This window comes from Serratia sp. NCCP-200 (assembly GCF_059697885.1).
Map to the genome: position 1 here is coordinate 1 of NZ_BAAKUJ010000001.1, position 12484 is coordinate 12484.

A 12484-nucleotide genomic window follows, 5' to 3' on the forward strand; every position below is an offset into this window, starting at 1 on the left:
GCGCCGATGGTAGTGTGGGGTCTCCCCATGCGAGAGTAGGACACTGCCAGGCATCAATTAAGCCAAGAGGCCATCCGCAAGGATGGCCTTTTTGCTATGCGCAGAAAACAGGAAATAACAGTGAAAACCCCTCACCCCCGCCCTCTCCCAGAGTACCAGCCGAGAACAACTGAACATCCGTGCGAAGGGAGAGGGAGCCGTCCGGCGTCGTGGATGAGTGAGTGCGGCTTCGGCAAGTCGGAACCTTTGATGAACCCATGCCGTTTCGACAGTGATGAGTAATCAGAAAGATAAGAAGTTCAGAGGAATACCAGCGGACTCGATCGGTTCCCTCTCCCTTTGGGAGAGGGTTAGGGTGAGGGGTCATTACCAAGCTTCAACGCGCCAGATGATAAATACTGTACCCTGTCGCAGCCCCTGCCACATCCCAGGCAAAATCCTTCCAGCTCCAGCCCGTACCGCCTTCGCGGCTGTCATACAGCTCTTTCGCCGCGCCCAAGCCAACTGAAAATAGCAGGCCAAAACTGCGGCTACGTGCCTCATTCCAGTTCTGATGATCGCCATAAGCCGCACCAGCGGCGGCAAATGCAGCGGAAGCCACAAAGTGCTGAGCCTTGTCTTTGCCGGTCCAGCTATCATTGGCCAGGTGAGTACAGCCACTGGAGAACAACAGTACCGGAAGGAGGAGAAGCGGGCGGAGTGGGCGCATAGTGAAAACATCCTGTCTCAATATGAACAAAAAAGCCCGGCATTGCCGGGCTGTGGTGCAGTTAATTATAGCGAGTTTACAATATACGGCTAATCAAGCGATCGATACGGATCCGACGCAGACGACGGATCAGTTTACGCACCTTGACCGGATATTCCTGAATGCTTTGCAACTCGAGGTAGTGGCCCACCACCGTGGTATGGGTGCGGATCGTTTCCAACTCTTTATGCCGCTGTTCCTGCATTTCGTGCTTGGGATCGTGGAACAGAATGGCGTTCTCCAGATCCAGCCGCCAGGCGCGCGGGTTGAGGTTGTTACCGGTGATCAATTGCCACTCGTCATCGACCCACATCCCTTTCAGGTGATAGCTGTTATCGCCGTCTTTCCACAGGCGCACAATCAGCTGGCCGGTATCAACATAGCGTTGCAGGCGGCTCAGGAAGCGGCGCAGGTTGATTTCGTAAAGATAAGGCAGCGCGCCGATAATCTTGAACGGCTGATCTTCAGGAATGTAGAAGTCATTGGCCGTCTTGTCCCCCACGATGATCTCCACCTGTTTCCCTTGGCGCAGCAGATAAATGATATTGCGCACCAGCAAGGCTGGCAGGTTGAAGTAAGGCGTGCACAGCGTCAGTTTCTGATCGGTGCTGGACATCAGGTGGTGGATCGTTTTGTTCAGAATACTCTGTTTGCCCAGGCCGACTAACGGAGTGACGGCCAGCTCATCATTACTGGCTCCCCCCTGAAATTGATAGGCGGCACGGCGAAGGGCAAAGCGGAACAGGCGGATTTCGTTCTTGATCTCGAGGCTCTTGGGCCTGTCAGCACGATCAAGACGCTGTACGGCACCGGCGGTTAACAGATGCTGTTTGATGTAATCGCACAGGGTTACCGCCAACGGGTTATTGGTGATCAGCTGATAGCGATCGTAACGATACTTATCATGCTGGTGCAGATAGACATCATTAATACTGGCACCGCTGTAGATCACCGTATCGTCAACGACAAAGCCCTTCAAATGCAGTACGCCCAGCGCTTCGCGAGTATTGACTGGAACGCCGTAAATCGGCACCGAAACCTGCGGGTGTTGTGCCGCCATAGCGCAGTACCAGTCGGCATTGGTATTGGCCGCTGCCGCACCGATACGCCCACGTTGAGCACGATGCCAGTCTACCAACACGCAGATCTCCAGCTCAGGGCGCTGCTGCTTGGCTTGATAGAGCGCATTGAGGATATCGCGGCCCGCATCGTCATGCTCCAGATAGAGCGCTACCAGATAAATACGGGTTGTTGCGTTAGCGATCGATTCCAGCAGCGTTGCACGGAAATCAGCCGGCGTAAAAAGGGTACGGACATCAGCAACCGTCTGGGGGAGTTTGGGCAGTTGTGCAAGGTGTTGTTGATGTTTGCTACGTTTAAATTTTGACAACATCACAGTGCGCTTCTTCTCTCATATTTGGATGGCCGGAACGCCACTTCCATGAATAAAATGCTTCGAACAATCGGGCGATAATACCACTAGTTGCCCCGATTGTGCGTATGTTTTGGCGTTAAGTAGTGGATTCGTATTACATTGCGACAGCGGTCACGGCGTCGCCCCATCCTGTAGCGGCAGGGTTAAATTGACAATCCCTTCGTCAATTTGTACATCGACCTTGAACCCCAGCTTTTGAGCCAGTGTGACCATTCCGCGGTTATTCGGCATCGTAATGCCTGTCAGGCGGATCAGGCCTTGCGCTCGCGCATAGCCAATCATTTTCATCAAGAGCTGTCGGCCCAGACCCAGGCCTTTCAGATCGGAACGTACCAGTACGGCGAATTCGGCGTCGGTGTTGTCCGGATCTGACAGGGCGCGCGTCACGCCGATGATCTCTTCGCCATGGCGTACCGCTACGAAAGCCATTTCTCGATCGTAGTCGATTTGGGTCATGTTAGCCAAATCGTCGTGGCTAAACTCGTTGATCTCACTAAAGTAGCGGTAATAGAGATCTTCCTTGGTGACGCGGTCGATAAAGTGCTTCAGCGCCGGTTCATCCTCCGGCAGGATCGGGCGGAACAGGCATTGAGAACCGTCTTTTAATTCAATGGCTTCTTCCAGCTCATGGGGGTAAGGGCGGATCGCCAGGCGCGCCTGTGGATCGCCACTGAAAGGCGTTAACTGCATGGAAACGTCCAGCAGGGTAAATTCGCTACCGGAGGCTAATACCGGATGAATATCGAGGCGTGAGATCTCTGGGCAGTCAAGGATCAGGTTGGAAACCTGCACCAACAGGCGGCTTAAGCCGGGGATATCAAGCGGCCGCAGCGCACTGCGCCCACGGATTTTGCCTCCTTTCACCGCCTGCAACACCAGATAACGCGCTAGCGCCATATTCAGCGGCGGCAGGGCAACGGCGACCTGGTTTTCCTTACGCCATTCAATGCCGCCTTCGCCGAGCATTATCAGCGGGCCGAAGGTCGCGTCCTGTTCAACGGCAATCCGCAATTCTTGTGCTCCGGCACGGTTGGCCATGCTTTGCACTAACAGACCGTGGATGCGCGCCTGCGGATAAGTACGCTTCACCCGATCGAGGATCGCTTCCGCTGCCCGCTGCACCTCGGTGGCGGTACGTAAATAAAGCATGACCCCCTGAACTTCGGATTTATGCGAGATATCCGGAGAGCGCAGTTTCAGCGCCACCGGATAGCCAATCTGTTCGGCAATGTGCACCGCTTCGGCGCTGTCACTGGCAATCCAGGTTGGCAGGGTGCTGAGGCCGTAAGCCTGCAGAATCGGCTGGACTTCATGGGTATCCAACTGGCTCGCCCCTTCGGCCAATGCCTGATGGATCAACTGGTGCGCGGCGGCGGTATTGGCCGTAAGCCCAATCGGTAGCGCCGGAGTTTCCTTCAGCTGCTTCTGGTTACGGCGGTATTCCACCATATGCATAAACGCGGTGACCGCGCCTTCTGGCGTGCGATAGGTTGGGATCCCTGCCTCGGTAAACAGGCGGCGGGCCTCCTGAGAGGAGTATTCACCACACCAGTTGGTTAACAGCGTAATGCGTTTCCCACGGGGGTGCTGGCGGATGGCCTCGATCAGCCGTTCGGCGGTCTCAGTGCCCGGAGAGGCGGCGCTAGGGGCATGGATCAGCAGCAGGGCGTCATAGTCGTGGCTGTCGAGCAGCGGTTGCAGAGCGGCCAGATAGCGCTTGGGGGTTGCATCATCACGCAGATCGATAGGATTTCCTGGCCGGATAAACTCCGGTAGGGCAGTGCTCAGCTTCTCCTGAGTCTCATCCGTCAACGTTGCCAGCTTACCGTTGCGGGAGAGTAATTGGTCCAGCGCCATGGCTGCGGGGGCCGCGCCGTTGCTGATAATCATTAGCCGCTCACCGCGCAGCGGGTGCATATGGCTTAAGGTTTCCACGGCGGAAAACAGCTCGTGAGTATCCTGCACGCGCAGCAAACCGGCGCGTTGGATCGCAGCATCGTAGGCGGCGTCTAATCCCTGCTGGCTGTTGAGTAGCTGCTGTGCCTGTTGGCTACGGCCACTTTTGATCACCAGGATCGGTTTATTGCGTGAGGCACTGCGGGAGGCGGAAAGGAAACGCCGCGCGTCGTTGATGTTTTCCAGATACAGCATAATGGCGCTGGTTTTGCTGTCGCGGGCCAGGAAGTCGAGCAAATCGTCTACGTCGATATCCAGGCTATCCCCTAACGCGATGAAGTAGGAGAAGCCAACCTCCCGTTGTTGCGCCCAGTCCAGAATGGTGTTCGCCACGGCGGCAGACTGGGAGATAAACGCCAGCTTGCCTTTCTGAATGGGGACCGGCGAAAAGCTGGCGTTGATACCTTGCCAAGGTGCCAGCAAGCCCAGGCTGTTTGGCCCCAGCAGGCGCATTGAGTAACGTTGTGCGGTGGCCTTCAGCTCGGCGAATTGTTCCACGGGGGAGGAAAGTACAATGGCGGTTTTGCAGCCGCGCTCACCCAGGGCTTCGATCAGTGCCAGGTTACGCTGGGCATTGGTACACAGCACGGCCAGATCGGGGGTTAGCGGCAGGCTGGCTACGTCGGGATAGGCCATCACGCCGCAGACAGCCTTGTAGCGAGGCGTGACCGGCAGTATCGGGCCGGTAAACCCGCCAGCCAGTAGATTGCGCATCATCAGGTAGCCAGCCCGGCCGGGCTGTTGAGAAGCGCCGAGCACGGCGATTGATTTGGGACGTAATAGCGCTTCTAACCCTCTCTGGCTCATGTGCGGCTCCTGCTCCTGATCGGTTTGCCTGAAAGAGGCAAATTATCGTCTGATTCTAGGCGCTTTGTGGCAGATTTGCTGTGACCGGTGCCTCTGGGCGGTGAGGTTTCCCGGCCAGATACTGTTCACGGAAGTAATTGAAATGTTGGCTCAGCCCGGTCGCGGCCTGTTCATCGCCTGCCTGTTGGAGCAGGGCGGCAGCGACTTCTGCCGTACAGTGCTGTTCGGGGCGGCTGGCAACACGTAGCAAATAGTCCGATGAGGCCAACACGTTCAGTGAAAAGACCGGGAACTGATTCAGATAGGGGCTTTTACGGAACATCTTGCGCGCTTCCGACCAGGTACCGTCGAGCATGATAAATAAAGGCGGCTTGCCACCGGTGGGCAGGCTGCTAACCACCGGGCGATCCGCATCGGCATATGACGCCGGAAATACCACGTAGGGCTGACGAGTGGGATCGTTGATGGCTGCCAGCAGGCCCGGATCGATTTCGGTGCGTGACCAGGTAAACGCCAGGGTATCAGGCAGGATATCGGCGATCAGGCGGCCGGTATTGCTGGGTTTTAACGGCTCTGCGCCGAACATGATCAGGCAAAAGCGGCTGTTGGCCTGCTGCGGTTTGATGGTGGCACACAGGCAGTTTTGCTGCGGTAGCAAACAACCCTGACAGCGCACGGCGCGGCTACCTCTGGCCAGAAATGGGCGGGTGGCGCGGTCTAAACGGTTTTGGCGCAGACGAAGTACGGCGTTGTCAGTCATAACGATCCTGAAAAACTGCCATTGTAGCGCAGAAAAAAGCCCGGCGGGAGAGGCGCACGGGCTTTCTGGGTGATGAGATGCCGACAACAACTGGCGGCATAGTAAGCGCTTTTGCGTTAAACTAGCTCGTTAAGCCAGTTATCGAACGGCGCTTTCGGCATCGCGCCGTTGAGCATATCGACCATCTTGCCTTCACGGAACACCATGATGGTAGGGATGCTGCGAATGCGGAAGCGGGCGCTCAACTCGGGTTCGGCTTCGGTGTTGACCTTCACGAAACGCACCTTGCCAGCACGCTCCTGTGCCACGTCTTCAAAGATCGGCGCGAAGCTGCGGCACGGGCCACACCACGGGGCCCAGAAATCGACCACGATCGGCAAGTCGTCTTGCAGGAGCTGGTCCAACGTGGCGGCGGTGGCGTTAATCACTTCACCGTCGAACAATTCATGGCCGCAGCGGCCACATTTAGCGCCGTCCGCCAGACGTTCTTCCGGCACGCGGTTGGTGGCATTACAAGCTGCACAAACTGTATTCATGGTTACCTCTGGGGCTGACGCAGCATGTTAGCCGCGTATATGTATCCTTAATGTTGCTTATTATCGGTAAAAGCGTGGCATTCGACCAAGTGATTTGTTCGATGAATTTGATAGATGCTAGCTTTTAGCGCAAGTTGGTGGCTTAGCGCACCAACATCAGGTAATCTTCGCGCCCTGCGCGTTGGTGGAGAAGACAATGAACGATTCATTTAGTGGCAAGAACGGTAAGGTTAAAGTGATGTTCGTCCGTAGTGACGACGATAGCGGCGACAACCGTAACAAGAACAAACGACCTGACGGCAAAGGCCGCCCGGCTGACAATGCACGCTCTGGCCGTGCCGGTCAGGATAAGGCGCGCGGTGGTGACCGTCGGGGTGCCGATCCCCGTCGCAGCGGCAGTGAAAGCGATCGTCCTCGCCGTCCGGCGCGCACCGAAGACAGCGGTGGTTATGAATCACCGTGGAAAACCGTGTCTCGTGCTCCGCAAGAAGAACCGGCGTTCGATCATGGTGGCATCAGTGGCAAAAGCTTTATCGATCCTGAGCAGCTGCGCCGCCAACGTGCGGAAGAAACCCGTGTTTACGGTGAAAACGCCTGTAAAGCCCTGTTCGCCAGCCGTCCAGATGCCATCGTCCGTGCCTGGTTTGTGCAATCCGTAACCCCACGTTTCCGTGAGGCACTGCGTTGGATGGCGGCTAACCGCAAGGCTTACCATGTGGTGGATGAAGAGGAACTGGCCAAAGCGTCCGGTACCGAACATCACGGCGGCGTGTGCTTCCTGATTAAAAAGCGTCAAGGTCTGGATGCGCAGGCTTACCTGCAGAATGCACCGGCCAAAGATTGCGTGCTGGCACTGGAAGAAGTGGGCAACCCACACAACCTGGGTGCGATCGTTCGTTCTTGTGCACACTTTGGCGTGAACGGCGTATTGCTTCAGGATCCAGCGGTGCTGGAATCTGGCGCAGCAGTGCGTACGGCTGAAGGCGGGGCGGAACACATCAAGGCAATCAATGCCGATGACTTCCTATCCGTGCTGGATACGTTCCGCAAAGCGGGTTACACCATCGTCACCACCTCCAGCCATAAAGGCACGCCGTTGGCGCAGGCTAAACTGCCAACCAAGATGGTGCTGGTGTTGGGTCAGGAACGTGATGGCCTGAGCGACAGCGCTTGGCAACAGGGTGATATGAGCGTGTCTATCGGCGGGACTGGCAAAGTAGAAAGCCTGAACGTCTCGGTAGCGACCGGTATTCTGTTGGCAGATTGGTGGCGTCAGAACCAGGCGTAATCTGTTACGCAATAAAAGCTCGTTCGATTGCAGACAAAGCCCTGGCCGTAAGGTCAGGGTTTTGATCTATGTGACTAAATATGTCTGCAACTCTAGCCCTTAAAAATCAGCTTTCCCAGTTTTCTCAACTTTCATGTTGTCGGAAAATTTCTTTTGTGTCGCATAAAAGCTGCCAAGGGTAAAAGCTTTCAGCTGTTGATCCGTATCAGCCCGGCACGAAGCGCTGTCGCAAGCAGCATTGATTATCCCAAAAGTTACGGCCTTTTGTTTCATATCAAATTTGGCCTCTTCAAGACTGTTTTTTCCCATAGCGACCACACATCCAGTTACAATGGCCTGAGCTTTTTGCTCGTTCATGCGCAGTATCGTGTCATTAACGAGCTTGCTGTACCCATCATTGTTATACACATCGACGGCGAACTCGCGGCATTCATCATAATACGGACTGGTTTTGACTTCTGCGTAGGCAGGTATTTTCATGGCAGCACAACCCACCATACCAAGGCTTAATGCTGCAATCAGCGTTTTTTTATCATGCTTTAGCCCAGAGATTCCCTGTTAGAAAAGTTTATAAATTCAACTAATATCCATTCTGGCACTGCGGCATTATTGTTGTCTTTTATGTAGCCAAAATCCACAAAAATAGGTCGATGGGGAAAGCATCATTCAATTCTATGAGGCGGTCCATCTTTGAACCGCCCCATATCACAGAAGATCTTTAGCCACTTCCATTGGAGTTTATGGGCGTGACTCGATCAGTGGGCTCCGCCCCCGCCGCCCCCGGAACTGAACGGTGGTTTGGCGAACCAGACCAGCGCCAGCAATATCAGGAACACCCCCGCCGAAAGCCAGAATATCTCGTTGGCCGAGATGATCAGCCCCTGCGCGGTGATCTCGTTGGCGATATACGCCGAAGCCTGCTGCTTACTCATGCCGAGCTGCTCCAGCTTGCTGTACATCTCCTGCGACTGCGGGTTGAACGGATTCACAAACTCGCTCAGCTGCGAGTGATGCATCGCCTCCCGGCTGGTCCACAGCGTGGTGGTGATCGAGGTGCCGATAGAGCCCGCCAAGGTACGGGTAAAGTTCGACAGGCTCGATGCTGCCGCTATGCGATCCGGCGGCAACCCAGACAGGGTAATGGTCGTCAGCGGCATAAAGAAGCAGGCAATCGCAAAGCCCTGGAAGAACTGCGGCCAGGCGGAAGCGCCAAAATCCATCCCCGGCTCAAACGTGTAGGCGCGCCAATAGAAGCACACGGCATACATGATGAAGCTGAAGGTGACCAGGCGGCGCATATCCAGCCGGTGGCCGAAGCGGCCGATAATCGGTGACAAGATCACCGGCAGCAGCCCGATCGGCGCAGATGCCAAGCCAGCCCAGGTGGCGGTGTAGCCATATACCTCCTGTAGCAACTGTGGCAACAGCACGATCGCCCCGAAATACAGCATGTAGGCCAGGCTGATACACAGACAGCCAATGGTAAAGTTGCGCGATTTGAACAGCGACAAATCCACCACCGGGTGATCGTCCGTGAGCTCCCATACCACCAGGAACACCAACGCCACCACGGCCACGACGGTCAGGACAATGATCTCGGTCGAGTTGAACCAGTCCAGCTCCTTGCCCTGATCGAGCATAATCTGCAGCGCACCGATACCAACCACCAGCAGTACCAGCCCGACGGTATCGATCGGTTTGATCTCGGTTTTGGTTTCCCTGCCTTTCAACGTCGACATCGCGACCAGGATCACGAACAGCCCAATCGGGATGTTGATGAAGAAGATCCAGCCCCAGTGATAGTTATCGCTGATATAGCCGCCCAGGATAGGCCCAAAAATCGGCGCGACGATCACGGTCATCGACCATAGCGCCAGGGCCATCGAACGCTTGGCGGGGGGATAGTTATTCAGCAACAAGCTTTGCGACAACGGGATCAGCGGCCCGGCGACGATGCCCTGGATCACGCGGAAGAAGATCAGCATGCCCAGACTGTTGGAAATACCACACAGCCAGGAGGCCAGGGCGAACAGCGCCGTGGACCACAGGAACAGGCGAACTTCACCCACGCGTTTCGCCAACCAGCCGGTGATCGGAATGGAGATGGCGTTGGCCACCCCAAATGAGGTGATCACCCAGGTGCCCTGCGAGTTGGAAGACCCGAGGTTACCCGAGATGGTCGGTATCGCCACGTTGGCAATAGTGGAGTCCAGCACCTGCATAAAGGTCGCCATGGCGAGCGCGACCGTCATCCAGGCGAGCTGGGCACCTTCAAGCGGTTTCTGTGCCAAGGTAGCCTCCCGCTCGCTTAACCGGCGTTTGCATGGATCACATCGGCGATCATTTGATTCACCGGTGCCAGATCCAGCGTCAGCGCGTTGGTTTCAAACAGCGGTTTTTGACGTACCGTATCGGAGAGCACCAGGCCGTCCAGATTGGTGGTGTCGACTTTGACCAGCGTAGAAAGACCGATACGCAGAGGATGCTCAGCAACCTGTTGCGCATCCAGTTCGATACGCACGGGTAAACGTTGCACCACTTTGATCCAGTTACCGGTCGCGTTCTGTGCAGGCAACAGTGAGAATGCGCTGCCGGTACCCATATCGATACCCACGACCTTGCCTTTGAACACCACGTCGCTACCGTACAGGTCACTCACCACGGTGGCCTCTTGGCCGATACGCATATTGGCGATCTGCGTTTCTTTAAAGTTGGCATCCACCCAGACATGATCCGGTGCCACTATGGCCATCAGAGGCGTCCCAGGGGAGATCTGTGCCCCCACCTGAACGCTACGGCGTGAAACGAAGCCGGTGATTGGGCTGACGATACGGGTACGCTGCAGCGCCATCCAGGCATCGCGCATCTGTGCAGCGGCTTGCAGCACGGCGGGCTGTTTATCCAGCGGGGTATTCAGCACCATCGCCTGATTGGCATTGTATTGCTGCACTGCGACTTCCAGTGCCGCTTTGGCATTGTCTACCGCGTCACGCGCATGTTGCAGCTCTTCGCGGCCAATGGCATCGGCGTTGCCCAGCACGATACGACGCTTGAGATCGTTTTCTACCTTGCTCAGCTCAGATTTGCGCAGCGCAATGTTAGCCTGATACTGCTTACTGTTGATCACCAGCTGATGCGTTTGGCGCACGCTGTTGGCCAGCGCGGTTTTGGCCCGCTCAAACGCCTGTTCGGCGTCGGTAGGATCCAGCGTTAACAGCACATCGCCTTTGCGGACAAAGTCGGTGTTATCGAAGGTCACGCTGTTCACGCTACCGGAAACCTGGGCCATGATCTGCACCTGATTACCGGCCACGTAGGCATCGTCGGTTTCCTGGTGATGACGCAGCACCAGGAACCAATAGACTAAATAGGCCACCCCAATAATCACAAAAATAAACGTCAACAGCAGCAGCCAGAATTTACGCTGCCGTTTTTTGCCAGCCGGTTGCTGCGGGTTTTGAGTTTCCGCACTTGCACTCATGGTATTCTCCACGCTCTAAAATTATGCTTTAGGTTCCGCTGCCGCCGGGGCCTGGTAGCCACCCCCTAACGCGCGTACCAATGCTATCTTCGCCTGCATCAAGTTGCTGCTGGCATTCAGTTGTGCCTGTTGCTGCTGTAATAGCTGCGTCTGGCTGGTCAACAGTTCATCACGCCCAATAATTCCTGCCTGGTATTTGGCGTTGGCGACCCGGTACACATCCTGCATGGATTGGGAGGCAGAGGTTGCCTGCAGCAGCTGCTTGCTACTGCTCTGTTGAATGGTGATGGCGTCGGCCGTTTCCTGTAACGCATTGACAAGCGTTTGGTTATAGGAACCCACCGCCTGATCGTAGAGTGCAGACTCTTCACCCAGCTTGCTGCGTAGCGCACCGGCATGGAAGATAGGCAGGGAAATAGCTGGTACCACGCCCCACGCCTGGCTGGCGGCTTCAAACAGATTCGGGCTGGTGCCGCCGACGTTGGTGGTGGTCAAGCCAGCAAAGGCCGAGATCGACAGGCTAGGGTAGAACTCTTTGCGTGCCGCACTGACCCGTTGGTTATAGGACTCCACCAGTTGGCGCTGTGCCACGATGTCCGGGCGTTTACCCAGTAACTCTGCGGTGAGTTCGCCTTTGGGGGCTAACTGCTCTTCGCTTGGCATGGCTACCGGATGCAGAGACTGCATCGCATCCGGGCCAAGACCGGCCAGGGCGGCCAACTGGTGTTTGAGTTGTTCAATCTGTGACTGCAGCTGGATGATCTGCTGCTTGGCACTGTCTGCTTGTGCCTGGGTCTGTTGCGGGATTTCCACGCCGTAGATCCCGGCTTTATATTGCTTTTGGCGCAGGTCGGCCAGGCGTTGATTGTTATCCACCTCTTGTTGCAGCACATTCTCCAGCGCGTAATTCGCCTGTAACTGGTAATAGGCTGAAGCTACCGAACTGGTCAGCGTCAGAGCGGCCTGTGCTTGCTCGGCACGAGCGGCATCGATCTGCGCTTTTGCCGCATTGACCTGATTGCGATATTTGCCCCACCAGTCAAACTCATAGGCCAGATTCAGGCCCAGAGAGTTAGAGGACTCATACACCGGGTTGGGCGGATAGCCAAAGCCCAGGTTGGTGTTTTGCGCCACACGCTGACGGTTGATGCTGGCATTCAGATCCAGGTTGGGGCCATTGGCGGCACTGGCTTCCCCCGCCACGCTTTGGGCTTCACGCACGCGAGCGCCTGCCTGTTGCAGCGAAGGCGAGTTTTGCAGCGTCTGGGTCATCAGGCTATCAAGCTGGGGATCGTTAAGGGTGCGCCACCATTGCGGGCTGATGGCAAGCGAGCTGACTTTCGGCTGGGCAAGCTGCAGCTGTTGCGGATCCATCATCTTGGATTGCGGGGCAATATTATCGGTAGATGCGCACCCCGCCAGCAACAGAACGGCGAACAGCGGGGTGAATCTCCAGTTTAACGGGGATCGCAT

10 protein-coding genes are annotated in these 12484 nt (G+C 56.1%); 1 reads left to right on the plus strand and 9 read right to left on the minus strand.

The genetic code is table 11. The annotated features are described in order from the left end of the window. Window positions 1-376: 376 nt before the first annotated feature. The 5 genes from AC6HVW_RS00005 to trxC all read right to left on the minus strand — a co-directional run bounded on the left by AC6HVW_RS00005 (window position 377) and on the right by trxC (window position 6242). The gene (locus AC6HVW_RS00005; protein ID WP_059201620.1) at window positions 377-709 is read right to left on the minus strand and encodes a YfiM family lipoprotein; all 333 of its coding nucleotides are present in this window, start codon (window positions 707-709) and stop codon (window positions 377-379) included. A gap of 76 nt (window positions 710-785) precedes the next feature. Then, complete coding sequence (gene pssA, locus AC6HVW_RS00010) at window positions 786-2141, minus strand: CDP-diacylglycerol--serine O-phosphatidyltransferase (RefSeq protein WP_059201619.1); 1356 nt, start codon at window positions 2139-2141, stop codon at window positions 786-788. A gap of 153 nt (window positions 2142-2294) precedes the next feature. After that, complete coding sequence (locus AC6HVW_RS00015) at window positions 2295-4946, minus strand: bifunctional acetate--CoA ligase family protein/GNAT family N-acetyltransferase (protein WP_186486112.1); 2652 nt, start codon at window positions 4944-4946, stop codon at window positions 2295-2297. Between the two features lie 55 nt (window positions 4947-5001). Next, on the minus strand, window positions 5002-5706 hold the full coding sequence (locus AC6HVW_RS00020) for a tRNA-uridine aminocarboxypropyltransferase (RefSeq protein ID WP_071683997.1): 705 nt from the start codon (window positions 5704-5706) through the stop codon (window positions 5002-5004). 116 nt (window positions 5707-5822) lie between these two features. Beyond that, on the minus strand, window positions 5823-6242 hold the full coding sequence (trxC, locus tag AC6HVW_RS00025; protein WP_021807597.1) for a thioredoxin TrxC: 420 nt from the start codon (window positions 6240-6242) through the stop codon (window positions 5823-5825). Window positions 6243-6438: 196 nt separating this feature from the next. On the opposite strand from trxC, the gene AC6HVW_RS00030 reads away from it, so the two are divergent. After that, the gene (locus tag AC6HVW_RS00030) at window positions 6439-7530 is read left to right on the plus strand and encodes a tRNA/rRNA methyltransferase (protein ID WP_021807598.1); all 1092 of its coding nucleotides are present in this window, start codon (window positions 6439-6441) and stop codon (window positions 7528-7530) included. A 99-nt stretch (window positions 7531-7629) separates the two neighbouring features. On the opposite strand, the gene AC6HVW_RS00035 is transcribed toward AC6HVW_RS00030, so the two are convergent. The 4 genes from AC6HVW_RS00035 to AC6HVW_RS00050 form a co-directional block, all read right to left on the minus strand. After that, window positions 7630-8010 carry a hypothetical protein gene (locus AC6HVW_RS00035; protein ID WP_254698864.1) on the minus strand — a complete coding sequence of 127 codons (381 nt, stop codon included), beginning with the start codon at window positions 8008-8010 and terminating at the stop codon, window positions 7630-7632. A 275-nt stretch (window positions 8011-8285) separates the two neighbouring features. Further along, the gene (emrB, locus tag AC6HVW_RS00040) at window positions 8286-9821 is read right to left on the minus strand and encodes a multidrug efflux MFS transporter permease subunit EmrB (RefSeq protein WP_021178986.1); all 1536 of its coding nucleotides are present in this window, start codon (window positions 9819-9821) and stop codon (window positions 8286-8288) included. Between the two features lie 17 nt (window positions 9822-9838). Next, entirely contained in the window at window positions 9839-11011 is a 1173-nt protein-coding gene (gene emrA, locus AC6HVW_RS00045; RefSeq protein ID WP_071683995.1) for a multidrug efflux MFS transporter periplasmic adaptor subunit EmrA, read from the minus strand. Window positions 11012-11032: 21 nt separating this feature from the next. After that, entirely contained in the window at window positions 11033-12484 is a 1452-nt protein-coding gene (locus AC6HVW_RS00050) for an efflux transporter outer membrane subunit (RefSeq protein WP_071683994.1), read from the minus strand.

Coding starts and splice junctions, on each gene's coding strand:
- AC6HVW_RS00030 (WP_021807598.1), top strand. CDS start 6,439: ATGAACGATTCATTTAGTGGCAAGAACGGTAAGGTTAAAGTGATGTTC.
- AC6HVW_RS00050 (WP_071683994.1), bottom strand. CDS start 12,484: ATGCGATCCCCGTTAAACTGGAGATTCACCCCGCTGTTCGCCGTTCTG.
- emrA (WP_071683995.1), bottom strand. CDS start 11,011: ATGAGTGCAAGTGCGGAAACTCAAAACCCGCAGCAACCGGCTGGCAAA.
- trxC (WP_021807597.1), bottom strand. CDS start 6,242: ATGAATACAGTTTGTGCAGCTTGTAATGCCACCAACCGCGTGCCGGAA.
- pssA (WP_059201619.1), bottom strand. CDS start 2,141: ATGTTGTCAAAATTTAAACGTAGCAAACATCAACAACACCTTGCACAA.
- AC6HVW_RS00035 (WP_254698864.1), bottom strand. CDS start 8,010: ATGAAAATACCTGCCTACGCAGAAGTCAAAACCAGTCCGTATTATGAT.
- AC6HVW_RS00005 (WP_059201620.1), bottom strand. CDS start 709: ATGCGCCCACTCCGCCCGCTTCTCCTCCTTCCGGTACTGTTGTTCTCC.
- AC6HVW_RS00015 (WP_186486112.1), bottom strand. CDS start 4,946: ATGAGCCAGAGAGGGTTAGAAGCGCTATTACGTCCCAAATCAATCGCC.
- AC6HVW_RS00020 (WP_071683997.1), bottom strand. CDS start 5,706: ATGACTGACAACGCCGTACTTCGTCTGCGCCAAAACCGTTTAGACCGC.